Genomic DNA, 25607 nt, shown 5'->3' with positions numbered 1-25607 from the left:
CATCTGGTATGCAATTCTTCTCCTCGAGTGTCCGTTATTCACAGTCGGGGAGGGCTTGGCATTGTCACAAATTCTACTCTCCACGCATGTGGGGGAGGGACAGAACTGGACATCTGTTTCTGTAGGAGCGCAACTTGCGTCTACAGAGCGATTTCAGGATTTTCTCAAAAGCTACGTTCACACAGCGGAAGAACCGGCCGTAAACAGGTCTGTACGAAAGAATGTGGTGCAGGACGTAGAGAAAAAAGCCCCAGATCCATCCGCAGAAACGCGTCGTATCACTCGAATTGACAAAAACCAGAGCGCCGTAAGTTCAGGCGGCGAAAATCGGGTTGGGTTGGGTTCCCAGGTTAATCGGAAGGCTTCCGCACCGGCAGAGTTAAGAGCGGATATCCGGTCCATTCAGAGTGGGGCCGATAAGAGAGTCGCAGTTCCGATAGCAACAGGCTCTTCGGTATCGAGTGAAGAGCATATGCAGATCAAACCATCGTCTCGACAGGAGGGGCTGCAGAGCGGTTCTTCAATGCCTCCTGTGGATGTTGATGATATTTCTGCGTCTTCTGCTGACAAAGGTGCCTCTGATCAGGCATGCAATTTTACGACGCAAATATCTGCCGAGAGCGAGCAGGTTCCTCCTTCTCAAAGTGTCCTGAAACAAAACTTGGCACTTGGGGGCGGGGCTCTGGCGGTGACATTGCCTTCAGAGGAAACCATAAGTTCCCCTGTTGCTTCGAATGATCTGTCAGCAGAAAAAAATCTGAGTCCTGAGGATAATTTTTTTGTGTCTGAACAAGGTTCAGAACAGGAAAATATGTGGTTTTCTGAAACTGTTTCATCGCTTTCAGATGCTTCTGTTCCGCATACGCGTATGGAAATTTCTGATGTGACGAATGGCCGTAAAGAACAGACGCATTTTCACGAACCGGTGTCTGGGCGTTCTGAGGTTCGTGTTGCTCTCGTACAGGATATGCCGATCATTTCCCATGCTTCAGCTGATCGCCGTCTCAATACGGAAATCGAGATGTCTTTGGGAGAAAGCGGGAGAGTTCATGTTTCCATTGAGGAGGCTGAAGACGGCGAGCGGCATGTTCATATCCGCGCTGAAAACCCTGATGTTCTTCAATCTCTGGCGGATGGCAAAGAGAGTCTTTTTGCCACGTTGAACCAGAGTATCATTCCAATTTCGACGGATCAGCCCGTTATTCCAACGGATCTGACGTTAAGCCTGATGGGTAATTTTTCTCAGGATTCTGAGAATGGATCTTCTCAGGAAAGACATTCGATAACAGAGGATGCCGAGCATCCTGCATCGTCTTCAATTTCCAGAAATACGACACAAGCATCCATTCAATCGTCTCAAAGAATGCTTCGTAGTGTTGTTGATCTGACAGCGTGAAGAAAGGTTTTTTTTTATGGTGTCTTCTGTCAGTACCACATCTAGCAGCACAACCTCGCTCCTTAGTCAGGCAGTTTCTGCGGCCAAGTCAAATGCTGCATCGCAAACATCCAGTGCGGCTTCGTCCACGTCTACGGCGAGTAGCGTTGCAAGTGCGGCACTCTCCTCTTTGGCTGGGAATTTCAATCAGTTCTTAACACTGCTGACAACTCAGCTACAGCATCAGGATCCAAGTAACCCGACGAGTACAGACAGCTTCACCAGTGAATTGGCCCAGTTTGCAGGTGTTCAGCAACAGGTACAGACGAACACCAATCTGACCAGCCTGATTTCGGCCACGCAGGATACCCAGATGACATCCGGTATCGGGCTGATCGGCAAAACAACCACAGCAACATCGTCCTCGTTACCATTACAAAACGGGAACGGTTCAATGAGCTTTACAGCAGCGGTGGCTGGCCCTGTTGCGATTGCCGTCACGGATTCAAACGGTCAGGTGGTCAAGACGGATACTGTGACGGCGCAGGTTGGTGTAAATTCTTGGTCTTGGGATGGTGTGAGTGACAGCGGTACCAAGCTGTCAGACGGGCAGTATTTTGTTGCTGTAGAGGGAGCGGATACGTCGGGAAGTGCCGCTGCTCTTTCGACAACAGTTTCCGGTACGGTTACGGGGCTAACTCGCACATCCAGCGGACTGAATGTGCAGATGGGAGATACGTCGATTGCGTTGAGCAATCTTGAGGGCTTTTCGGGAACGTGACCACTCGGTGAGGAAAATGCTTTCGTTTTAAGTAGGCGTTAACCTTTCCCCGTCACAATGCTCTTCAGTGATTGCAGCGTTAAAGGTGACACGCATGTTGGTGGGCAAAGTGCTGTTGCCAGGCAGAGTTTTGGGTGGTTTTGCCTTTACCGGGCGGAGCGGCCAGTGAAGGCTTTTCTGGCAAATCTCAAGCAGCTTGGTCTGCCGCGGCTGGCCGCACTCGGGGGTGTGGGAGCCGCTATGCTGATTCTTCTGGGTGTGCTGGTCATGCATGGAACAGACTCAGCCAATTCGCTTCTCTACCGGGATCTTGACCCGCGGGAAGCTGGCGAAATTGTAGATCAGCTTTCCAAAGAACATATTGCTTACCATCTTCAGGATCAGGGGGCCACGATCATGGTTCCGGACGAAGATGTCGCTAAAGCACGTCTCCTGCTCGCTAAAAACGGGCTGCCTTCTGGTGGTTCTGTAGGATATGAAATTTTCGATAAGGGCAATAGCTTCACCGCGACCCAGTTTGAACAGACGATTAACGAAACCCGCGCGCTGGAAGGTGAACTCGAGCGTTCTATCCGCTTGATTCATGGGGTCAGAAATGCACGTGTTCATCTGGTTCTGCGTCATCGGGAACTTTTCTCCACTGATGAACAGGGGGCGCAGGCAAGTGTTCTGCTCTCAATGGATGGTGCACGCCGCCTAGATGAAGAAAGCGTAGCAGCGGTGGTAAACTTGGTCTCTGCTGCCGTTCCTGGTCTTGATACCAAGAATATTTCTCTCGTGGATAATCGTGGGCACGTTCTTCTTCGCCAGGGCGGGGGCGGGCTGGATAGTAACCAGACGGCTGAAGCACAGCGTCAGGCGTTGGAGCAGCGTATCTCGCGCGAAGTGGAGGATATGCTAGGAGCTTCGGTGGGTATTGGCCGTGTGCGTGTTGATGCCACCGTCGCAATGAACAACGATCACGTCAAAGAAACCCAGGAAAGTTACGACCCTGATCAGCAGGTTCTTCGGTCGCAGCAAACAAAGAACGAGAAGAACATTAATACGCAGGCGTCAAATAATACGACGGTCGCTAACAACCTGCCGAACGCCAATGCAGGACAGCCACAGAATGGCAGCCAAAGTAGCCGGCAGGAACAGACTGACAACTATGAGATCGGCAAGAAGGTTCGCACACTCGTGCAAGACCAGCCGCGTATAGCCCGGATTAGTGTTGCTGTGATGGTGGATGGGGTTAATCAGACAGACCCGAAAGGTCAGCATCTTTGGCAACCGCGTAGTCAAGCAGAACTAGAGCGCCTTACAGCTCTTACAAAGAGCGCCATAGGTTTTGATCAGACCCGTGGGGACGTTGTTACGGTCATGTCCATGCAGTTTTCTGATCTGGATGCGGCGATGCCTGCCGCTTCAACGGGTTTCATGAATGGGCTCTTTAATCGCTCGAATGAAATGGAAGCCATTCGCTTTGGTATTTTCTCTTTGTGTCTTCTGATGGTTCTCTTTTTTGTCGTGCGACCATTGCTGAGCCCCGTGACGGCAGCCAGTGCTAACAATGTTGCTGCATTGTCTTCGGATGCGGGGGCAGGAGGGCTTGCCCTTGCGGGGCCTGCCAATCGCGCCAATGGAAATCAGAGTGCGAGCTTGATCAACGCTCCATACGATATTGTAGATGCTGAGCTCCAGGATGGAGAAGAAACAATCACTGTTAATGGGGTGGCGGGCAGAATTCGTGCGTCTTCGGTGCAGAAGGTTGTGGATCTGGTCGAAACGCATCCGATGGAAAGCATTGCTTTGATGAGGAGTTGGCTTATGCCTCAGCAGGAAGGGCGCTGAAATGATTGGAATGGAAAAAGCCGTTACGGGCGCTCAGAAGGCAGCCATTCTTATGATGGCGCTAGGCGAAGAAAACTGCGCGCGGCTATTCGAGCAGATGCATGAAGAAGAAATTCGGGAGATTTCTTCCGCCATGTCGCAGCTTGGAATGGTTTCGGCTGAAACCGTTGAAAGCGTCTGTCACGAATTCAGTCGAAGCCTAGGGTCTTCCGAAGTACTGATTGGCGATATTGAGACAACTGAGCGACTTCTGAAGAATGCCCTTCCGGCGAGCCGGGCTGCAGCTATCATGGAAGAAATCCGTGGACCCGCCGGGCGGACTATGTGGGATAAGTTGGGTAATATTTCTGAGTCCGTTTTGGCAAATTATTTACGTAATGAGTATCCACAAACAGTTGCTGTTGTATTGAGCCGTATCAAGGCGGCTCATGCAGCGAAAGTCCTGTCACTTCTTCCAGAGGATTTTTCTCTGGATGTTATGACGCGCATGCTGAAGATGGAAAATGTTCAGAAAGGGGTTCTGCATAGCGTTGAGCAGACATTGAGGTCGGAATTTGTTTCGAATTTGCCTCGAGGTTCTCATCGCGACAGTCATGAAGTCCTTGCAGATATTTTCAATAATTTTGATCGTCGTCTGGAAGCACGTTTCATGACTGCCCTTGACGAACGCAGTCATGACGATGCCGAGCGTATCAAAAGCCTCATGTTTACGTTTGAAGAGTTGGCTCAGGTGCCGCCTGAAGGACTTATGGTGCTGTTGAACCAGATTTCCAGGGAAATCCTTCCTGTGGCTCTGAAGGGCGCAAGCGAAAAGCTTAGGAGTGCATTTCTCGCGGCAATGTCCGAGCGGGCCGGACGTATTCTTATGGACGAAGTAGAAGCCTTGGGGCCGGTGCGTATCAAGGATGTGGATGCAGCGCAAAGTGAGATTGTTGGTATAGCTAAGGGGCTACTGGATCGTGGGGAAATTGAGCTTGTAGATCAGGAACAAGCAGGTAACGAGATGCTTCTATGACTACGATGGACTACGAAAGATCAGATCGGGTTGTTGGCGTTCTTTACGCGGAAGATTTTGATCTGCCAGCTTTCAACGACGTCCCGGTGATCGAAGTTGAAGAGCATGATGATAGGCCGGAAATTCTGTCTCCATCTTATACCGAAGATGATTTGGAAGAAGCGCGACGTTTGGGGGAAGAAACAGGCAGGCGCGATGAACAGCGGCGTTTGGCGCTTGAAAAAAAAGAGTGGCACCAGAGTCTTGAGAAGAAGACACTGGATTTTATCGACCAATTGAATGCTCAGTCCGAAAATGTGGTTCGAAAAATATCGGAAGAAGCTGTTACGGTATTGATTGCTCAAATGTCTGCGTTGTTTCCATCATTTCTGAAAAGTATAGGAGTAAAAGAGCGTGATGCTGTTATGAATAAAATTATTCCTTCACTTAAGCGGTTAGCAAAAATTCGCATAGAGGCGAGAGAAGAGGAAATCAATTATCTGTCCAGTCTTTGTTTGAAAGCAGGAAATATGGAGTTGGATTGTCATGTTAATGATGCTTTGGCTCCTGGGGATTTCTGCTTTTCGTGGCCTGAAGGAAAAGTATTTCGAGATGCAGGATTTATTGCTCAGAGCATTATATCTGAATTTGGAAAATTAAATTGAATAAATTGGGGTATTGATGATGTCTGATACGAAAAAAGAATTTGATCTAGATAATGTTGAGCATGTTGTCTCCCAAACAGCAGAGGCGCCTAGGTTTGCTCATGATTTAGAGGCAATTTATGACATACCTGTGACGGTCAGTGCTGTTCTTGGAAGAACAACGATGCAGGTAAGCCAGTTGTTGCGCTTGGGCCGCGGCGCTGTCGTAGAACTAGATCGTAAAATCGGAGATTCAATTGATATTCTGGTGAATAATAGATTAATCGCAAGGGGCGAGGTTGTCATGGTCGATGAATCTCGTTTGGGCGTAACGATGACAGAAATCATTAAATCCGAAAAAGTGAAAAATTAGGCAGTATTTTTACGAATAATTAAATTTGTGAGGGGATACTTCTTACATTCGGAGTGAAAATAGATTCCTCCAGTCTTTTTTGTGACGGAGAGAGGCAGATGAGTGGTGGCGCGCGCGGCAATCTTTCTGCTGTTCTGAAAATGCCGGCGATTTCTGATGCTTTCCAAAAGATTCCCTTCCTTAATTGGCTGCGAGGTCAATCGCGTTGGCTTCCCGGGTCAGATGTTGGGCTGGCTCTCGCCGTCGCGGCGCTCCTATCTGTACTGGTCTTGCCGCTTCCAACATTTATTCTGGATGTGGGCTTAGCTCTTTCTGTTACTGCATCTGTATTGGTTCTTATGGTCGCGCTTTTTCTTACGCGACCTTTGGATTTTACGTCATTTCCAACATTATTATTGCTGACGACTCTGCTTCGTCTTTCTCTTGAGGTTGCCACAACGCGCCTTATTTTGAGTCATGGATATGAGGGAGCTTACGCAGCAGGTCACGTTGTGGCTGCTTTCGGTGGCTTTCTTATGGGGGGCGATCTTGTCATCGGTGCTATTTTGTTTGCCATCCTGTTGGTGGTGAACTTTATGGTAATTACCAAAGGTTCAGGACGTATTGCCGAGGTCGCGGCGCGGTTTTCTTTGGATGCAATGCCTGGGAAGCAGATGGCGATTGATGCTGAACTGTCGTCTGGCGCAATCAACGACAGAGTGGCCCGACAAAGGCGGAAAGAACTTCAAGAAGAAAGTGGATTTTATGGTGCGATGGATGGTGCCGCCAAATTTGTGCGAGGCGATGCCATTGCCAGTTTGATTATTACGGCGATTAATATTGTTGGTGGCTTGGCCATTGGTATTGGTCGACACGGAATGTCTGTTTCTGATGCTGCAGCGGCTTTTACAACGCTGACAATTGGAGACGGGCTGGTCTCACAAATTCCTGCTCTTCTGGTTTCGACGGCTTCCGGTATTGTTGTGACAAAAGGAGGCACCGAAGGGGCCGCAGATGTCACGCTTGTTCGGCAGCTTGGTGGTAATCCGAAGCCATTAGCATTGGCTGCAGGTTCTGCTGCAGTTCTGGCTCTTATGCCAGGCTTGCCAGCTTTGCCCTTTCTCGCGCTTGCTGGCTTGGCGGGAGCAGGCGCTTGGTTTCGATATCGATCTCCGATTCAGGAGCAGGACTCCGATGGAGATGCTGTCAGTTTGCCTGAAAACACTCAGTCTGCTGAAGCGCCGATCTCGGACAGTCTGCGTGTTGACTTGCTGCGGCTTGAACTTGGATTTAACCTTTTATCGATTGCAAGTGGCGATGGTGCCCGTCTGACAGAACAGATCAAGGTTTTAAGGCGAACAATTGCTGGAGAAATGGGGTTTATTTTGCCCCCCGTTAGAATTCAGGATAATCTTCAACTTTCTGCAGATGCTTATTCTGTGCGGATAAGGGAAATAGAAATTGGTCATGGTGAAGTACAGATAAGCCGCCTTATGGCCATGAATCCCAAAGGGGGATTGCCTGACTTGCCTGGTGATCAGACGCGAGAGCCAGCATTCAACTTACCGGCACTCTGGATTGATCAAAATTTGCGCGAAAGAGCAATTATGCAGGGATACACAGTGGTGGATCCTGCGAGTGTGATCATCACGCATCTGACTGAACTCGTGCGCGAGAATATGTCTGATCTTCTTTCTTACACGGAGACGCAAAAGCTTCTTGATGAACTGCCTCGCGACCAGCAGAAGCTTATTGTTGATCTTGTGCCTTCGCAGGTTTCCGTCAGTGTCATACAGCGTGTTCTTCAAGGACTTCTTGCTGAAAGGATCTCGATAAGAGATCTATCAGGTATTCTTGAAGCGCTTCAGGAAGGGTGTGGGCAGGGTCAAAAATCCGTTTCTGCTCTTACAGCGCATGTGCGTGTCAGGCTTGCTCGCCAGATCAGTGCAGCGGTGACCGGGTCTAAAGGATATATTCCTATCTTGACGTTAAGTCCGGACTGGGAAGTCGTTTTTTCTGAAAATTTGGTTGGACCGGCGGATGATCGCCAAATTGCACTTCCTCCGTCACGTCTTAACGAATTCGTAGGGAAGTTGCGTCAAGCTCTCGATATGGCGCTTGGTCAAGGTGAAAACCCGGTTATTCTTGTGGCAGGGAGTTTTCGCCGCCCGGTCCGGATGATTGTCGAGCGGATCAGGCCGGCAACTATGGTTCTTTCTCAGACTGAAATTTCAACCCGGGCAAAGATATATACCGTAGGGGTGATTCAGTGAGGCAAAATACAAAGGAGAGTGGATCATGCGCATCAAGCTGATCCGAGGTGCCTCAATGTCTGTTGCCATGGCGACGCTACGTGAAACGCTGGGTGAAGAGGCTTTTATTCTTTCATCGCGTATTATGCCAGATGGAGATATAGAACTGACTGCTGCGCTCGATCCGGAGGAGGGCGAAGCAAAAGAGATAATTAAGCCGCGCTTTTCAGTCCCAGCAACTCCCAGGAAATCATTGCACGATTGGCATGGGCTGGATCTTGGTTGTCTGGTTGGGAAAGAACCGGATTTAGATTATGAAAAATTTCTTTCGGAAAATATTTCGTTTGAAACTTTAAATCTCTCAGTAAATGCGCCGCCTCTCATGGTTTGTGGTACTCCTGGTAGCGGGAAAACCCTGACAATTGCTCGTCTCGCCACGCGTTTGGCTCTAACGGGTGCGTCTCCTCTGGTTATGACTACGGATACGGAGCGATCTGGAGCGCTTGAGCAACTGGCAGCCTGTACCAGAATACTTGGCCTCGACCTTATTGCGGTGGAAAGTTCTGAAATGTTGGAAAATCTTTGCCGTGCAAAAAGAGGCAGGACGCCCATACTCATTGATACCGCAGCCACTGTTCCTTTTGACGCAAAAGGAATGAAAATATTGGCTACATTACAGCGTGCTGCCCAAGCGGACATGAATCTTGTGCATCCTGCCGGAGAGGACGCCATCGAGACAGAAGAAACAGTCTCATGGTTTCGGAAAAATGGCGTGCGTAAAATGATTGTATCCCGGACGGACTGTGCACGCCGCTTGGGGGGAATTGTCAGAGGCGCGATGGCTGGTATGTCCTTGGTAGAAGCGAGCACGGGAAGCCAATTGATTGGAGGGCTTCGTACTCTGGACGCTGCCAGTCTAAACGAGTTGATGACGTTCAAATGGGAAGCTGCATCAAAGGTCGCTGCTGACGGTACGAGTAAGGCATTTTCGCCAAACTCTATACCTGTTGTTTCAAAGCGCCCAATCCACTCAGGTTCAGGCGTAATAAAAATGAACGCGTCCAGTGTGACGGGAGCGGCAGCCCTTATGAAACATATTGCTGCGCAGGGGAGTGTATGATGGCTCCCTTTATGGATCATTGCATGAAGGCGCAGGTGCCTGATGCCGTAATGGAAGTCCCTTCTGCTTCATGCCGTACAAGAATTATCGCTGTGGCATCCGGAAAAGGAGGCGTCGGTAAAACGTGGCTTTCTATCTCATTGGCACAGGTTCTGGCCTCTTCCGGATACAAAGTTCTTATTCTTGATGGCGACTTTGGTTTGGCCAACGTGGATATTCAGCTTGGGCTTGTTCCAACGCATGATGTGGTGGATATTTTATCCGGAGACGTAACGATCAAAGACGGCGTTCAGCATTTTTGTGGTGGGACCGGAGAGGCTGCTTATTCGTTTGATGTGCTTGCAGGGCGATCTGGTGTTTCGGCTGTTTCCGGTATGAACCGTGATGCTCTTGATAAGCTGCTGCTATCTCTCAGGTTGGTCAGGCAATATGATTTTATTTTAGTGGATCTTTGTGCCGGAATTGATCCGATTACCCGGCATCTGGCGGCTATTGCTGATCAGCTTCTTGCCGTCACTACAGATGAGCCTACGGCTTTGGCAGACGTTTATGCCATCATGAAGCTTTATCTGCGGGATCGGCGGCGTGTGGGTGGTGATGATATGCACTGTCAACTCGTCATCAATCAGGCATCGAGCCATCGGAGTGGTGTTCAGACATATGAAAAACTTCTGCAAGCTTGTCGTTTCTTCCTGAAATGGGAGCCACAACTCGCAGGAACAGTGCGTAAGGATAGCAGGGTGCCTGCGGCAATTCGGATGCAATCAAGTCTTCTGGAAAATTTTCCGACGTCTCCGGCTGCTGTAGATGTTGGGCGTCTGGTGCGTCAGGTGGTTCAGGGCAGCCTACCGGCTGTTGCGTAAATCGCGGCTTACGTCTCTTTAAGGGATCGCTTATGGTTCGGGAACTACTGTTCCCAGGAAATGTATCAAACCATGCGCGTTGCCCTGATTCAGATGGCCCCTGCGGCTGATCGAAGTGCCAACATTCTTCAAGCCCAACGGCTGGTCTCGGAAGCTGTACACGCTGAGAAGCCTGATCTCGTCGTTCTTCCTGAAATATGGAGTTGTCTGGGAGGATCAACTGAGACCAAACGGGCGAGTGCGGAAGGTTTGCCCAGGCCGGGCGATAAGGGAGGTGTGCTCTATGAAGCGTTGAGGGCAACGGCTCGCGAGCACAAAATCTGGGTTCATGGTGGGTCGATTGGAGAACTGGCTACACCGGACTCTGGCGACAAGCTGGCCAATACCTCACTTGTCTTTAACCCTGATGGTGAAGAATGTGGGCGTTACAGGAAGATCCATCTTTTTGACGTCGTTACGCCTAATGGGGAGGGTTATCGCGAGAGTGACAATTACGTTCCCGGCGAAACGGTTGAAGTTGTCGATATTGATGGGGTCCCGACGGGTTTGGCGATTTGCTACGATCTGAGGTTCGCTGAACTCTTTCTTGCGCTGCGAGCTGCTGATGTGGAGATGATTATTCTGCCTGCAGCCTTCACACAGCAGACGGGTGAAGCACACTGGGATATTCTTGTTCGTGCTCGTGCCATTGAAACACAGGCATGGGTTATAGCTTGCGGGACGACAGGATGGCATGTCGACGGGCAGGGTAATCGACGTCAGACTTATGGTCATTCCATGATCGTCAGTCCGTGGGGAGACGTTGTTCTTCAATTGGGAAGTGAGGAAGGTTGGGGAGTGGCTGAACTGGATCTGGATGAGGTCCAGCAGGTTCGGCAGAGAATGCAGGTTCAGGCGAACAGGCGGTTGATCTGAGCATCATGAAAATCGCTTTTACCGCTGCTGCTACTGATGCTGCGCAAGATGCGCTCGCAACCTTCTCGGCCCGTTATGGCAATGTTCCTCTGGAAAAGGCAGATGTTGCAGTCAGTCTTGGGGGGGACGGGTTTATGCTGGAAACCCTCCATCGAGTATTGGGTCTCGACCTGGCCGTTTATGGTATGAATTATGGGACCATCGGCTTTCTCATGAACACTCCGGATGAGGATAATCTACCGGAGCGTTTGCTCAACGCTCAGCCTTCTCTGCTTCACCCACTTCACATGACTGCCACAACCGTCAGTGGCGAAGTCGTTGAAGGGAAAGCTTTTAACGATGTGTTTCTCTTTCGTCAGACACGGCAGACGTCCAGGATACGGATTGAGATTGACGGCCGGATAAGGCTTGAGGAACTGATCTGTGATGGGGTGATTGTTGCTACACCAGCAGGTTCAACGGCCTACAATCTGTCCGCGCATGGCCCGATTGTTCCTTTGAGTGCAAACATTCTCCCGTTAACCCCAATTTCAGCGTTTCGTCCAAGGCGATGGAGAGGGGCTCTTTTACCGTCAACGGCGGTCGTTCGACTGACATTGTTGGATACGGACAAGCGTCCGACAGCAGCAGTCGCGGATTTCAAGGAAATTCGGGATGTTGTGGAGGTTGTGGTCAAAGAGGACCGCAAGCAGCATGCTACGGTTCTCTTTGATCCGGATCATGGTCTGTCTGAACGGATTATCGCCGAACAGTTTTTACCCTGAGGTCAGAGGATTGGGGTCAGGAGAGGTTTGCCTTCAAAATGGGCTTTGAGGTTATCTACCATCAGATTGCCCATCAGTGTTCTTGTTTCGACGGTTGCTGAAGCCTGATGGGCTTGGAGTACGGCATTATCCAAAGTGAAAAACTCGGGATTGATATTGGGCTCGTTTTGGAAAACATCGAGGCCTGCTCCGAGGATGCGTTTTTGCTTCAGGGCCGCGAGCAGGGCGGTTTCATCAACGACTGAACCGCGTGCAATGTTGACGAGAACACCGTTTGGCCCGAGGGCGTCCAGAACCTCAGCGTCGACCATGTTCGCTGAGCGTGGGCCGCCGGAAACAGCCAGAACAAGAACGTCCGCCCATTCTGCCAGAGCCTTCAGGTCAGGCTCGAAGCGGAGTGTGCTCTCCGTGCGTCGGCGGGAATTGAAGTATGCTACTTCCATGCCGAACGCGGCGGCACGGTGTGCAATGGCCTGACCGATCTGGCCAAAACCTGCGATACCCATACGTTTTTTGGTGACACTTCTGGAAAGGGGCAGTGGTTGTTTTGGCCATTGTCCCGCGCGAACGAAGCGATCATTCAGAACCGTTTCCCGCATGACGGAAAGCATGAGGGCTATGGCCATGTCCGCCACGTCGTCTGTCAGCGTTCCAAGCGTTGTCGCAACACCGATTTTGCGCTGGCGGGCTTCTTCCAGGTCAATCTGGTCTGTCCCCACGCCGTTGACTGAAATAACCTCAAGAGCAGGTAATGCGTCCATGATAGGGCGTGGAAGACCTGAACCGCCTCCCGTCGCGACGCCGCGGATATTGTCTGCATAAGCAGCAAGAGTCTCGATCCCCTCATAAGGACGGACTGTAAACAGGCTTTGCAGTCGTTCTGTAATGGCTGGAGGGAATTGATCGATTGCCAGAATGTCGGGACGGGAAGACAAAGCGGTTCTCCAATCTGGGGTGTTAAGCCTCAACCGGGCCAAGTTCTTTTTCCGCAAGGTGATGGCAGGCGGCTTCGACTTCCTGCCAGGTGACATCAAAGCCTTCGTCCGAACCGTAATACGGATCGGCGACAGCATCTCCGTGACGGCCGGGAAGGTGATCCAGCATCAGGGAAAGGTTGGCTTTGCTGCCATCGGGTTGGAGATCGCGCAGGTAAGACAGATGAGAATGATCCAAGGCAAGAATATGATCAAAGCGCTCGAAGTCTTCGCGTGTCACCAGTCGCGCCCGAAGATTTGACGCATCCAGTCCATGCTGACGTGCGACCCGGCAGGCTCGGGGGTCGGGAGGGTAACCGAGATGCCAGTGACCCGTTGCGGCGGAATCAATATCGAGTGTCAGGCCTCGGATCATAGCTTCACGGCGCATGGCAAGTTCTGCAAGTGGGGAGCGACAGATATTGCCTGTGCAGACAAACAGGAAACTCTTCAAGCGCCGGTGAGCCATATAAAAAATGCCATTGTTGCGATGGAACTGAGTGTTCCGAAAAACAGGACCGATGCGATTTCTCTTTCGAGCACATGGTAGCGCATCGCCAGGATAACGTTGATGGAAGCGCTCGGGATTGCCATCGTCAACACACTTTCCTGAAGCGCTTGGAGAGGAAGGTGCCACAGACGGGCGAGAATGTAGATTGTGCCCGGGATCACAATGTTTCGAACGACGACAATCGTGCCGACCAGTGGGCTGAAGCGGACCTGCCGGGTAAACAGTACGACGCCTGAAGCAAAAAGTGCTGCACCGCCTGTGGTCCGCCCTAATAATTGGAGAGAACCTTTCAGGAAGTGCGGAATGAAAGCGCCTGCACACACAAGGAGCAGGGCCATCAGCGGAACCCAGACAACGGGTTCCCGGCAGGAGTGCAGGAGGTGTCCGACGAGCTCTTTTAATTCGTCGCGTCGTTCCGTAGAGGGGGGGCGGGGTTGGCGGCCTTGATGATCGTGACCCATCATGATGAGTGTGATGGGGAGCTGGATCAGGTTCATTGCAAGCGCGGCGATGGAGATGGGGACGCCGCTGGCTGCGCCAAAAATCTGACCAAGGACCGGAATGCCAATGAAGGGTACGGAAGGCCCAGTCACGGTCATGGCGATCATGGCCGCTTCGCTCAGACGGCGTTTGAATGCAAAACGAAAAATTGAAAAGACAACAAAATATCCACCAACCATCGCTAAAAGGATAAGGGCGGCGACCGGGCCGGCAGACAGGACCTGTGCTTTCGGTGTGCTGAGAATGGACACCAGAAGCTCAAGCGGAAGGGCATAGAGCATAACCAGTCGTGTCAGGACACCTGCTTGCTGGGCATCGAAGTCTTTACGATAAGCTGCGAAGTAACCGAAGCCGAGCGTGACCAGGATCGGAAGGATTGCTTCTACGATCGTGAGCAGCAGGTTGGGAGAACTGGTCATGTGATGCTCATAAAAATACGGAAGTTCCAGCTGTGTCAGGGATCTTTCGTAATGACATCGTTACCATCCGTCCATCCCTGACGGATCAGGTAGTGATTGACCTGATGTCTCGGGAGTGTCTTTCTGGAGCGGATCTGTCCCATTTTTCTCATGGTCAAAACATGCAGTCCATTTTCGATACGTTGATCGGCTTTATCCTGATGCTGGTGGGGCTGATTGTGGCCGCAATCAGCTTCATCGAGGTGCTGGCACGGCATGCCTTGGACAGCATTGGAGTTCATGGGGCGATCCAGACTGTCGTGCTTCTAATTCTGTTCGTTGCACTCGTTGTAGGAGCGTTTCGTATCTTTGGCCGGTTGCTGGCTGTTCTCCTCGTGGCGGCGTTTGTCGTCTATGGTGTGTATGCCCTGCTGGGGCTCCCGCACACCATCTCCGTGCCGGGCGTGTCACAGGATAAAACAATCAGTTTTTGAGGGAGTGTGGTGTCCGCGAGAGGATTCGAACCTCCGGCCCCAGGATTCATACCACTTCGACTTTCGCCGCCGCACTCTTGGTCGAGTGCGTTCGTGGTCTGGACTGTCTCTTCGCCAGGGGGTGTTAAAGCCCAGGCGTCGCCCGTACAGTCTCTACACCTTCTTTCTGCCGCAACAGAAAGCTTGGCTCGGGATTGGCACGACTCAAGAAAATCAGAGCGTTCCCCGAATTTGAGCGAATCCACTATGGAGTTTCCAACCATAGCGCCCAATTCAAACTTAGGAATCCTGTGCTCTATCCTGCTGAGCTACGCGGACACACGCTGTAAGTGTTATCGTATGGTCGTATTTTCTGCAAGTTGATGATGGGCTGAGGTGGGGTGTGAAAAAATACGTTAAAAATTAAAAACTAAATTTTTTCAAACATTATCCTTCTGGAAAACTTATGAAAATTAAATTAGTTATTTGATAAAATTTAACAAATATTATTTCGTTATTCCTTGCGGTGACGGCTGATTTTGTCAACAGGCTACTGCGCTAAAAGGAAGATGATTCTTGCACTTTCGTTTTTGCTGTGCTTCCAGTCGCCGTCAGCTTGCAAGGTTTCTTGATATGGAATTTTTAGAAACATCTATATCGAGACGCTGATTTCAGGCGACTTTCCGTGCGCAGGCTGCCTTATGGATGGCATCGTAGGAAAGTTGAAATGTCTGGGGGTCTACCTGGTCATCTTAATTGTGATGGTACAGGTTTTGCAGACCTCCAAAAAATGGCCGTAATCCATTGTGAGTTTGAAGCTCGTATGGCGGAGAGGTAGCCGCGGAGTACGGTCAGCGTTTGGGTAGGAAGGATGGCAACGCCGCAACCCTGTTCCTACAGCATGTGCTTTGAAGCGCAGCTCCAGGTTTGCTTTGATTGAGGGTGCTTGTCATGAGTTCGTATCGGATGTCTGTTCGGGGTCGGTGTCATTTTCGTCCGGAACCATGTTCTGATTACGGGCATTGATGGGTATGACCAAAATGCTTTCCGGTTCCGTACGTCAGGTTCGCGAGACCGATCCCACATTGCTTCGTCTGAAATTGATTGGTCAGATGGAGGCGCGTACCCTGACCGGAGAAAGTGTTCTTCCTGTGGGTGGGAAAACGCGTGCTCTTCTGGCTATTCTTGCCTTGTCGGACAGAAAGCCTGTTTTGCGCTCACGGCTCGCGGAGTTGCTGTGGAGCCGGCGACCTGAAGATATGGCGCGTGCTTCCCTGCGACAGGAAATTCACCGTCTTCTTGATGCGTTGAGCCCCGTTGGCGTTGAGATTCTGGATGTACAGCGCCATTCGCTGACATTGAAGCCCGCTCTGACCTCCGTAGACGCTGAGCGTATCCTGACAGCCAGCGTTCGTACTATTGAGACCATTCCGGCGCCTGAGCAAATTCTGCTTGGGGAGCTGAGTGGCATAGATCCGGCTCTTGATGAGTGGCTGGAGCAGCAGCGCGAAAGGCTGTCTCATCATCTTCTGACGCTTTATGAAGGTTGTCTGCGTGAACTGACGGACCCTGAGCAGGTTGATGATGTTACAGATCGTCTTCTCAAGGTTGATCCCCTCAACGAAGCTGCCTGGCGTGCCAAAGTGCAGAATGCTCTGCGGCGGGGGGAGCATGCTCGGGCTACGGCTCTCGCGGAACAGGCTACACGGGTCCTGGGGCAGGAAGATACGCTTCATCCCTTGACCCAAGGGGTGCTGGGAAGTGTTCTCAAAGGCGCCGGGCTGGACTGTCCTGTCACGGTTCCGGATACTGCGGGGGCCGAAGATGTTGCGGTTCAGTTTTCAGTAGAAGATCACTTCTCAAGAGGCACACCTTACCAGAGACCTGATCCCATGCTGGCGTTGCCTTTGCATCTTGCCAGAGTGGCCGCAGGGCAGGCTCGCAAGGTTTCCCTATTGATCCTGACGCCTTTTACAATGGATTCAGGTAATGAAACCGCGTTGAAATGTGCGACCAGCCTCAGTGATCAGTTTGAACTGCTGTTCGTGCATGTCGAGACGTTTGATATCGTTGCGAAACCAGAGGGGTTCGTCGCTGATCCTGTGAATTCCATGGCGTCGTATCGTAGTCTCGGTGCGGACTACGTTATCACGGGCGCTGTTCGAGCCGGTGCTTCAGATCACGCGCTTCGTCTGATCCTGAAGGTTATGGATGTGCGGGCAGGCGGCGTAATCGTCTGGGGTGCGCATTATGACTTTCCTGATCGGGACCCGGGGGCGGTAGCATCTGGATTGATAGGCCCGGCAGCGGCAATGCAGTGGGGGCTGTTGCTGGCCGAAGCCCGGCGGGTCGCCAATCGGACGGATGGCGAACTTTCAGCTCTTGGAAAAATGGCTCGGGTTTTCAAGCTTCTGCTCAAAGGGAACAACGAGGTTTTCCCGAATGTCAGCCAGCTTCTGGATATGGCTGCCATTGAGGATCCGCGTGAGGGCAATGTCCCTCTAATGCGCGTGCTGTATTGTCTGATCCGTTATGAAAATGATTGGAGTGATGAGGGGACGAAATTGCTGGCGCAGGGCGTTCAGTTTGCCCGACAGCTCGTCACTCTCAAGCCTGATGCCTCGGGTGGAGCCGTTCTTCTTGCGACGTTGCTGATGCATGATCGGGCTTCTTTTCCGATGGCGCGGTCTATTGTTCGGATGCAGGCGCAGGCTCTGGAGGATCTGAAATGCGGAAGTGGTCTTCCTGACTATCTGCTGTGTCAGTTGTTACTGTGTCTGTTTGATGAAGATTTGAAAGGCGCGGCGCAACTTGCCGGGCGGCTTCGAAACAATCCGTATCATTCACCGCTTTATATCCTGATCAGGCCATTTTTCATGATGGTCATGATGTTGGGGGGAGAACGTCGGGACGTCATCGAAATGGGGCGTTTGATGGCGGGTCTATACCCCAATTATCCGAGTGCGCTGGTCTATTATCTTGTTGCTCTTGTTGAAGAAGATGAAAACCTGGAAGAAATTCAGCACGTTCGGGATCATCTGACGCGACTGGTTCCGGACCTGACGATAGCAAAGATTCTGAGCCGTTTCCCCTATCTGGGAGAGGCAAAAAAGACTGAACTGCATCAGGCTTTTCTGACCGCAGGCCTGACATAAGGCTTCTATAAATCGGGAGGGCGCTTGGCCTCGCCCGATGGGCGCGATATGAACACGGAATTGATGTTGTCAGGATACAGGTTTCGCCAGTCTGTATCCATGCCCGTGACGGCCTTGGCCCGGCCCGCAGGACCCTCCATGATGTCTCGTACACAGATGACTGCTTCCCGCTCTTTCCACCGCTCCGCAGTTCGCGTGACTCTCGGTATGCTTGCACTTGGAACGGTCGCTGCCTGCGGCGGCGCACGTGATCCCAGCAGCCTGACTGCGCCTCGCAATCATCTTCTGGGTGTCGATCGTGGCGCGGAAGGTGGCGCTGATCAGCTCAAGGGCGGTGTGAACGCCTATCTCTGGCGTGGGGCGATTGACACTCTGTCCTTCATGCCGCTGGCATCAGCCGATGCTGTTGGTGGTGTTATTCTGACGGATTGGTATCAGCCGCCTGCCAGCAAGGATGAGCGCTTCAAGATTGCAGCCTATGTGCTTGATCGCCGGATGCGCTCCGATGCCTTGCGCGTTTCCGTTTTCCGTCAGGTCCGTCAGGATGGAGAATGGCAGGACACGCCGGTCTCCGCGACAACGACTTCCGATATTACCACCCGTATCCTGACCCGTGCCCGCCAGTTGCGTGCTGAAAATGGCGAGCGGGGCAACTGAGTTAGACATGAGCGATTCCACGACCCCGGCTTTCGATTTTCACTCAAGAGAGCCGTTCTGGCAGACCGAATGGAAACAGCGGAACGTCTTTGCTGTTCCTGACGTACCTCCTGCTGATCGTCCGAAGTACTACGTCCTTGAGATGTTTCCGTACCCTTCCGGGCAGCTTCATGTCGGGCATGTGCGGAACTATACGCTTGGAGACGTCGTAGCGCGTTACAAGCGTGCGCGTGGCTTCTCTGTGCTGCATCCGATGGGATGGGATGCGTTCGGGCTTCCAGCGGAAAATGCTGCCCGGGAGCGGAATGTACACCCTGGCAAGTGGACGATGGAAAACATTGCCGCCATGCGTGGAACATTGCAGCGTCTGGGTTTCTCGCTGGACTGGGATCGTGAGATCGCGACCTGTCTGCCGGAGTATTACGGCAAGCAGCAGAAGCTGTTTCTGGACATGCTGGCTGGCGGTCTGGTCGAGCGTCGTGATTCGTCCGTCAACTGGGACCCGGTGGATCAGACTGTTCTGGCTAACGAGCAGGTCGTTGAGGGGCGCGGCTGGCGTTCAGGGGCACTGATTGAGAAGAAGGTTCTCTCTCAGTGGTTTCTGAAGATTACGAAATTCGCGGAGCCTCTGCTGGACAGTCTGGGGCAGCTTGATCGCTGGCCCGAGCGTGTCCGCACCATGCAGGAGCGCTGGATCGGTCGTTCTGAAGGGGCGCGGGTGCGGTTCGCGCTGCATAATCCGCCTGCCGGGTTCGACATGGATCTGGACGGCATCGAAGTCTTCACGACGCGTCCTGATACACTGTTTGGTCTGAGCTTCGTTGGCATCGCTGCGGACCATCCGCTGGCGGCCAAGGTTGCGAAAACCAATCCGGCCGCTGCCGAGTTCATCGAAGAATGCCGCCGTCTCGGAACATCCGAGGAAGTGATTGAAGCGGCCGAGAAGCGTGGTTTCGACACAGGTCTTCGTGTCAGCAATCCGCTGAACCCGGATCAGTCCGCTCCGATCTGGATCGCGAATTTCGTACTCATGGATTACGGAACAGGCGCGGTATTCGGTTGCCCCTGTGGCGATCAGCGCGACCTCGATTTTGCTCGTAAGTACGATCTGGCTGTTCCGCAGGTGCTGCTGCCTGCTGGCGAAGATGCCGAGACGTTCACGGTTGGCAAGAAGGCCGTCACCGGAGACGCGAAACTCTACAACTCCGGCTTTCTTGATGGGCTTGATGTCGCTGTTGCCAGGAAAACGGTTATTGAGCGTCTGGAAGGCATGGGCGTCGGGCAAGGTGTTGTAAACTGGCGTCTGCGTGACTGGGGTATTTCTCGTCAGCGATACTGGGGTTGCCCGATCCCTGTCATTCACTGTGACAACTGTGGTGCGGTGCCTGTTCCTGATGATCAACTGCCGGTCGTTCTACCGGAGGACGTGACGTTTGACCGTCCAGGAAACCCGCTGGACCATCATCCAACATGGAAACACGTTGCCTGCCCGAGCTGTGGTGCCCCGGCGACCCGCGAGACCGATACGTTCGATACGTTCGTCGATAGTTCGTGGTATTTCGCACGATTCACGAGCCCACATGCCGTGACCCCGACGCTGCCGGAAGCCGCTAATGGCTGGCTCCCGGTTGACCAGTATATTGGCGGTATTGAGCACGCGATCCTGCATCTGCTGTATGCGCGTTTCTTTACCCGGGCGATGCATGAGACGGGTCATCTTGGAATTGATGAGCCGTTCGATGGCCTGTTTACGCAGGGCATGGTGACTCACGAAAGCTACAAGGATGCGAGCGGCTGGCTCTATCCGGAAGAGGTTGAGCGTCGTGGAGAACAGGTTGTTCGCCGCGATAACGGAACGCCGGTTCAGGTGGGCCGGTCAGAGAAAATGTCCAAGTCCAAGCGCAATACGGTTTCCCCTGTGGAAATCATTGAGCGGTTTGGCGCGGATACGGCCCGTTGGTTCGTGCTGTCGGACAGCCCGCCAGAACGCGATATGGAATGGACGGCGTCCGGTGTTGCGGCTGCGGCCCGTTTTGGTCAGCGTTTGCATCGTCTGGTCTCAGCAGTTGCGAGTGCAGATGCCATCGACAGCGCCCATGGTGTCGTAGGAGATGATCTGCGTCGCGTGACACATCGGACGATTGCGGCTGTCACAGAGGCGCTGGAGGCTTTCACGCCTAACGTTGCGGTTGCAAGGTTGCACGAACTGACGTCTGCTCTGGCGGAGGCGCAGGGCAAACAGGGAGAAGGGCTGGCAGCGGCCCGTCGTGAAGCTGCGTCGGCTCTGTGTCTGCTGACCGCTCCCATGATGCCGCATCTGGCGGAAGACATGATGGCCGTACTTGAGCCGAATGGTGATCTCGTTGTGGACAGGGCGTGGCCGGAAGCTCAGGATGAGTGGCTGGCGGTACAGAGCGTCACCATCGGTGTTCAGGTTCTTGGAAAGCTGCGTGGCACCATCGAGGTGCCGCCGGATGCGCCGAAGGAACAGGTTCTGGCTGCCGCGAAAGCCGAGCCGAACGTCGCCCGCGCGCTCGAAGGCAAGCGTCTTGTGAAGGAAATCCACGTTCCAAACCGGATCGTCAATTTTGTAGTGGCAGGCTGATCGTGAAGCGTCGCAGTGTTCTGACCATGGCAGGTTTTCTGATGCTGGGAGGATGTGGCTTCACCCCTCTCTATGGAAAGCTCTCTCCGACAACGGATGTTTCTACTGAACTTTCACAGGTTTATGTGGCGAACATTCAGGGGCGCTATGGTCAGCAACTGCGGTTGGCTCTTCAGAAAAATCTGTCAGGTGCAGGACCTGAAAACCCGCAGCGTTACACATTGCGGGTCAATTCCGGAGCCAATACGGAAGCCATTGATATCCACCAGGACAACACGTCTGGCCGAAATCGTGTGACGGGTAGTGCGCATTGGCAGCTCTTCACGGTAGAACAGTCTCCCCAGCTTCTGACGCAGGGAGATGTCAATACCTTGGACGGATACAATACGACGTTTGAGCAGTACTTTGCCCAGACGCTGAACGATGAAACGGCCAAAGGACGCGTTGCTCAGACTCTGGCGCAGAATTTGACCCAGCAATTGGCAATTTGGTTCAGATCCCACAATATCCCTTCCAAAAATACTCAGGAAGATCTGCCGCGTTATATCAATACCGACAGAATGCCTTCTGATAATGGCACTTCAACAGAGAAGGTCGGTGCAGATGGCTTCCCGGCATCGGCAACGGGACGAATTTCTCAGGGAACCATCACCAACTAATGAAGGTTGAGACCCGTAATATCGGGCGTGCCTTGGCTGATGCGGGGACATGGCGCGCCATTCTCCTCCATGGAGAAGATTCTGGCCTGATCCGTGAACGTGCTGCACACTCTGTTCGTCTGGTAGCAGAAACGCTCGATGATCCTTTTCGTGTGGCGCAGTTGGACCGGGATACTCAGGACCGTCTGGAAGATGAAGCAACTGCGCTCTCCCTGATTGGTGGGCGACGTGTGGTCTGGGTGAGGGACGCGCAGGATTCCGTAACGCCTCTTTTGGCGCGGGCTCTGGAGACGCAAACAGATACCCTCATTGTCATTGAGGCGCCGGGGTTGTCTTCCCGGTCCAAATTACGAGCCTTGGCGGAAAGCCGCAAAGATGTTGCTTCCATCGCCTGTTACCCGGAAGAGGGACGTGCGCTTTCCCAGACTGTTACGGAAGCTTTATCACAGGCGGCAGTTTCGATTGACCGTGATGCCTTGACCTGGTTGATGGGGCGACTGGGGGCTGACAGGAGCGGAGTCCGGGGCGAAATCGAGAAGCTTGTTCTCTACGCAGGCGCTAACGGACGACTGGATCTGGATGCGGTTCAGGATTGCGTAGGAGATGCCGGGGGAAGCTCTCTGGAAGATGCCGTATTCGCGGCGTTGTCTGGCAATCGGGAAGAGGCAGATCAGGCTCTTGAGCGTGCTCTGGCTGATGGGGCAAACCCTGTCGCTGTGGCTCGTGCTGTTCTGGGGGGCCTGGTGCGGTTGCAAAAGGTGGCGCTTGCCGTGAAGAGCGGGCAGGGGCGCGCAGAGGCTATGAAGTCGCTTAAGCCGCCTGTGTTTTTCAAACGGACGGCCGCTTTTAATCACGCGCTTGATCGCTGGACAAGCGACGCTCTAGCGCGGGCTATGCGGGAAACGCAGGCTTTTGAGTTGGCATGTAAGCAGAGTGGGACGCCTGATATTGCGCTCTGCCGGAGGCATATTGCGTCTCTCTGTGGGATCTGGAAGCGCTGATCCGTTTTCCCTAGGGCATTCTTAAAATGATGAGGTGTTGTGGCTGTAACCGGACGATGTGTCTGTGTGCAGCGACAGGGAAAAAGAGCCGCAACCTCTGAAAACACAGGCGTCCGATGATGACGTCGAGATGGTTGAGAAGACTGGCGGAGAACAAAGGCTCCACCAGTCTGAAGGCGTTAGAAGCGGGCGGAGACGTCGAGGTAGTAATAGCCTCCCGTAATTCCGAGCTGATTGGTGCTCATGTAATATTTTGGAGCACCGAGGTAACGGTTTTCTTTTGGTACGGCGGATGGGTACGCGGCGAAGATGTTGTTGCCACCAATCGTCGCGCTCCAGTGCTGGTTAATATTGTAGGTGACGGACGCGTTGGTCGTCCATTTCGGGGCATTCTGGAACTCGAGATAGTTCGTGGTCGAGAACGCATTGGGGCCTGTGTAGTAAGTCAGGTTCGATGTGGTCTGGCCATAGCGGATTTCATGAACCGCCACTGCCCATGTGTTGTTGGGAGAATGCCAGCGGCCACCGAAAATGATCTTGGAGCGCGGATAAGCTGTCGTCAGATAGGCGAGTGTTGGGATTGTCAGCAGGTTCGCGCCCGTGGTGGTGGTGCCCTGATGACGTAGACGCGTCCGGTTCAGGTTGATCGCAACATCCCAGTCCACATGTCCGAAGCGGCCGAACTCGCTTGGGTAGGTCGCATTGATATCCAGGCCCTGTGTGCGCGTCGTGGCGACGTTGGCGAACCAGTATGTTGAAAGCTGACCGGCTCCCCAGCTTTCGGAGCCAGCAGGAAGCGGGAAGTTGTTCATGGCAAGAGCGCTGTAGGCATCCGATCCGTAAATCGTTCCACCTGGCTGGATGCGGTCGCGGAGGTCGATCTGATAGGCGTCGACCGTCACGTGCAGCTTGCGAATAGGTTCGACGACGATGCCACCCTCTACGCTTGTGGCCTGTTCAGGCTTCATCTGGGATGCGCCGTTGGCAAGCGCACCAGCAGAATTGGCTGCAATCAGGCCTCGTGCGGCAGTTGGGGAGACAGCCAGCGCGGAATAATGCTGCTGGGCCAGTGTCGGGGCATGGAAGCCGCTGCTGAAGGTTCCACGGACGGCAAAGCGAGGGCTGAAGTCGTAACGCGTGGAGATCTTGCCTGTCTTGGCATTTCCGACATCGGTGTAGTGCTCGATGCGACCCGCCAGATCGACCTGCCAGTTCTTCATCAGGTGCGTTGCAATGTCGATGTAGCCAGATGCAACATCACGCGACCAGTTGCCGGCGTTATAAGACGTTGTGCCAGGAATACCGTCAGCGCCTGTGCCGGCCGTGCTGTCTGCCGAGCCTGTGCCCATGGAATAAGATTCATAACGATACGCAGCGCCACCAGCCACGTTGATGCTGTGGGGCCAGAACGAGAAGTTGAACTTGCGGGAAAGGTCAAGACTGCTCGTCCACTGCGAGTTGTTATAACCCTGCGCGTTGTAAAAATTCGTCGGTGTTCGGCCTGATGCTTTATATACGGCACTATTGATTGTGCTGAGGGCATCAAACCGATCGAAATCGCGGCCATAGACTGTGGAAAGGTCCCAATGCCAGCCCGCCAGCATGCCTTTGAAACCAGCCGTTAGCTCGTAATCGTTTTCTTCCAGCCCGAGGATTGGTGAGTAGCCATATGGATACTTCGCGGCATATCCTGGGTAGGCGGTCAGTGTCGAAGGCAGGCGATAATTCTGGTAGGACTCTGCGTGGCGGTGCGCGTAGGTTGCGCTTCCATAGGCCTGAACATTTTCCGTGATGTCGTAACCGGCAGTGACGGCAACGCTTTCACGCGTCTGTTCGGGCTGGCTCAGAACCTGGTTGGTGTACTGGTTCGTACGGTTGTCTTTGCCGGACCGAAAAGCATGGTCCTGATGCACGAAATCGCCGCCAATATGAACATAACCGCGGTTATGAATATTGAAGCCGCCATCCAGATAGACGCCCTGCTGGAAGCCATCTCCTTCGCTGGTAATGCCAGTGTTGGAGCGCATGTTTAGGCCGTGATCCTGCTTTTTGGTGATGATGTTCACCACGCCAGCAATCGCGTCAGACCCGTACTGGGCTGAAGCCCCGTCGCGCAGAACTTCTATATGATCGATCATCGACATGGGAAGCATGTCGATATCAACGGGTGTCGCGCCCTGTGACGGGCCCGGATCGGCATAAATGTTTGCTGTCGTGTGACGGCGTTTGCCATCAACGAGCACAAGGGTCTCGTTCGGGTTCAGGCCTCTGAGAGCGATTGTGTCCGTGAGCGCGCCTGCGTCAAAGCCAGCCGTTGGGACAGTTAGGGACGGGAGCAGAAGCGAAAGGGCGTCACGCAGGGTTGGCTGACCTGTGGCTGCGAGTTGCCGGTTTGAAACAACGTCGATCGGGGAAATCGAATCGCGTGCTTTCTTACCGAATTCGCGTGTGCCGGTGACGATGACAGACTCATTGCCACCGGAAACATCCCTGGTTCGGACTGACGAGACGGATGTACGGTTTTTTGTCTTCTTGTGAGGGGTTTCGGCTTTTGCTGTAGGCGCTGCACAGAGTCCTGTAACCGGCATGGCAAGGGAGGAGCCAAGAAGAGTGGTACCTAGAAGCACAATATGCCGGGAGGAAAAACGTACAGACACGATTTCACGATCTCACAAGAGTGAATTAACAATTAGACAGATTGCTATCGTGTATCGGTTTGGTCAACGGAATTTCTTCCGTTTCAATAACATTTGCGTATTTCTTGCTTCAGTGTGGCGCCG

At 52.9% G+C, this 25607-nt stretch carries 21 protein-coding genes; 17 read left to right on the top strand and 4 right to left on the bottom strand.

Annotated elements, in window-relative coordinates; genetic code table 11:
• Positions 1–811: 811 nt before the first annotated feature.
• From AC3B6F_RS03705 to AC3B6F_RS03655, 11 genes are all read left to right on the top strand, one after another.
• Complete coding sequence (locus tag AC3B6F_RS03705; protein ID WP_489823413.1) at positions 812–1396, top strand: hypothetical protein; 585 nt, start codon at positions 812–814, stop codon at positions 1394–1396.
• A 16-nt stretch (positions 1397–1412) separates the two neighbouring features.
• Positions 1413–2156: a flagellar hook assembly protein FlgD gene (locus AC3B6F_RS03700; protein WP_489823412.1), complete on the top strand. Its 744-nt coding sequence runs from the start codon at positions 1413–1415 to the stop codon at positions 2154–2156.
• A gap of 165 nt (positions 2157–2321) precedes the next feature.
• Positions 2322–3989 carry a flagellar basal-body MS-ring/collar protein FliF gene (fliF, locus tag AC3B6F_RS03695; protein WP_489823411.1) on the top strand — a complete coding sequence of 556 codons (1668 nt, stop codon included), beginning with the start codon at positions 2322–2324 and terminating at the stop codon, positions 3987–3989.
• Between the two features lies 1 nt (position 3990).
• Complete coding sequence (locus tag AC3B6F_RS03690) at positions 3991–5004, top strand: flagellar motor switch protein FliG (protein ID WP_010502237.1); 1014 nt, start codon at positions 3991–3993, stop codon at positions 5002–5004.
• Positions 5001–5648 (top strand): hypothetical protein, encoded by a 648-nt coding sequence (locus tag AC3B6F_RS03685; RefSeq protein ID WP_489823410.1) that lies wholly within the window; start codon positions 5001–5003, stop codon positions 5646–5648. Before AC3B6F_RS03690 ends, AC3B6F_RS03685 begins: the two co-directional genes overlap by 4 nt.
• Before the next feature lie 16 nt (positions 5649–5664).
• Positions 5665–6000 (top strand): flagellar motor switch protein FliN, encoded by a 336-nt coding sequence (fliN, locus tag AC3B6F_RS03680; RefSeq protein ID WP_026017461.1) that lies wholly within the window; start codon positions 5665–5667, stop codon positions 5998–6000.
• Positions 6001–6098: 98 nt separating this feature from the next.
• A complete protein-coding gene (gene flhA, locus AC3B6F_RS03675; protein WP_489823409.1) occupies positions 6099–8252 on the top strand; it encodes a flagellar biosynthesis protein FlhA in 2154 nt (717 codons plus the stop codon).
• Between the two features lie 25 nt (positions 8253–8277).
• Positions 8278–9351, top strand: coding sequence for a flagellar biosynthesis protein FlhF (locus tag AC3B6F_RS03670; RefSeq protein WP_489823408.1), 1074 nt, complete (start codon positions 8278–8280; stop codon positions 9349–9351).
• Complete coding sequence (locus AC3B6F_RS03665) at positions 9348–10214, top strand: AAA family ATPase (protein WP_489823407.1); 867 nt, start codon at positions 9348–9350, stop codon at positions 10212–10214. The genes AC3B6F_RS03670 and AC3B6F_RS03665 overlap by 4 nt, the downstream gene beginning before the upstream one ends.
• A gap of 72 nt (positions 10215–10286) precedes the next feature.
• Positions 10287–11129 carry a carbon-nitrogen hydrolase family protein gene (locus AC3B6F_RS03660; protein WP_489823406.1) on the top strand — a complete coding sequence of 281 codons (843 nt, stop codon included), beginning with the start codon at positions 10287–10289 and terminating at the stop codon, positions 11127–11129.
• Positions 11130–11134: 5 nt separating this feature from the next.
• Positions 11135–11893 carry an NAD kinase gene (locus AC3B6F_RS03655; RefSeq protein WP_010502223.1) on the top strand — a complete coding sequence of 253 codons (759 nt, stop codon included), beginning with the start codon at positions 11135–11137 and terminating at the stop codon, positions 11891–11893.
• 2 nt (positions 11894–11895) lie between these two features.
• On the opposite strand, the gene AC3B6F_RS03650 is transcribed toward AC3B6F_RS03655, so the two are convergent.
• Genes AC3B6F_RS03650 through AC3B6F_RS03640 form a run of 3 tightly spaced genes read right to left on the bottom strand, consistent with a single transcriptional unit; the run spans position 11896 to position 14298 of the window.
• A complete protein-coding gene (locus tag AC3B6F_RS03650; protein ID WP_489823405.1) occupies positions 11896–12828 on the bottom strand; it encodes a 2-hydroxyacid dehydrogenase in 933 nt (310 codons plus the stop codon).
• A 22-nt stretch (positions 12829–12850) separates the two neighbouring features.
• Positions 12851–13336: a low molecular weight protein-tyrosine-phosphatase gene (locus AC3B6F_RS03645; RefSeq protein WP_489823404.1), complete on the bottom strand. Its 486-nt coding sequence runs from the start codon at positions 13334–13336 to the stop codon at positions 12851–12853.
• Positions 13318–14298: an AEC family transporter gene (locus tag AC3B6F_RS03640; protein ID WP_489823403.1), complete on the bottom strand. Its 981-nt coding sequence runs from the start codon at positions 14296–14298 to the stop codon at positions 13318–13320. The genes AC3B6F_RS03645 and AC3B6F_RS03640 overlap by 19 nt, the downstream gene beginning before the upstream one ends.
• Positions 14299–14330: 32 nt before the next feature.
• Between AC3B6F_RS03640 and AC3B6F_RS03635 the strand changes: the two genes are divergently transcribed.
• The 6 genes from AC3B6F_RS03635 to holA all read left to right on the top strand — a co-directional run bounded on the left by AC3B6F_RS03635 (position 14331) and on the right by holA (position 22827).
• Positions 14331–14771 (top strand): hypothetical protein, encoded by a 441-nt coding sequence (locus tag AC3B6F_RS03635; RefSeq protein ID WP_234930983.1) that lies wholly within the window; start codon positions 14331–14333, stop codon positions 14769–14771.
• Positions 14772–15781: 1010 nt separating this feature from the next.
• On the top strand, positions 15782–17905 hold the full coding sequence (locus AC3B6F_RS03630; RefSeq protein ID WP_489823402.1) for a hypothetical protein: 2124 nt from the start codon (positions 15782–15784) through the stop codon (positions 17903–17905).
• Positions 17906–18043: 138 nt separating this feature from the next.
• On the top strand, positions 18044–18562 hold the full coding sequence (locus AC3B6F_RS03625) for a DUF3576 domain-containing protein (protein ID WP_489823401.1): 519 nt from the start codon (positions 18044–18046) through the stop codon (positions 18560–18562).
• 7 nt (positions 18563–18569) lie between these two features.
• Positions 18570–21167 carry a leucine--tRNA ligase gene (leuS, locus tag AC3B6F_RS03620; protein WP_489823400.1) on the top strand — a complete coding sequence of 866 codons (2598 nt, stop codon included), beginning with the start codon at positions 18570–18572 and terminating at the stop codon, positions 21165–21167.
• A 2-nt stretch (positions 21168–21169) separates the two neighbouring features.
• Positions 21170–21826: a hypothetical protein gene (locus AC3B6F_RS03615; protein WP_489823399.1), complete on the top strand. Its 657-nt coding sequence runs from the start codon at positions 21170–21172 to the stop codon at positions 21824–21826.
• Positions 21826–22827, top strand: a complete 1002-nt coding sequence (holA, locus tag AC3B6F_RS03610) for a DNA polymerase III subunit delta (RefSeq protein WP_489823398.1) — start codon at positions 21826–21828, stop codon at positions 22825–22827. The genes AC3B6F_RS03615 and holA overlap by 1 nt, the downstream gene beginning before the upstream one ends.
• A gap of 179 nt (positions 22828–23006) precedes the next feature.
• On the opposite strand, the gene AC3B6F_RS03605 is transcribed toward holA, so the two are convergent.
• Positions 23007–25484 carry a TonB-dependent receptor plug domain-containing protein gene (locus tag AC3B6F_RS03605; RefSeq protein ID WP_327791950.1) on the bottom strand — a complete coding sequence of 826 codons (2478 nt, stop codon included), beginning with the start codon at positions 25482–25484 and terminating at the stop codon, positions 23007–23009.
• Positions 25485–25607 lie beyond the last annotated feature (123 nt).

It is taken from the genome of Gluconobacter sp. ESL1110 (genome assembly GCF_058107395.1).
The sequence above is the reverse complement of the archived record's forward strand: the minus strand, read 5'-3'. Positions and strand labels throughout refer to the sequence as shown.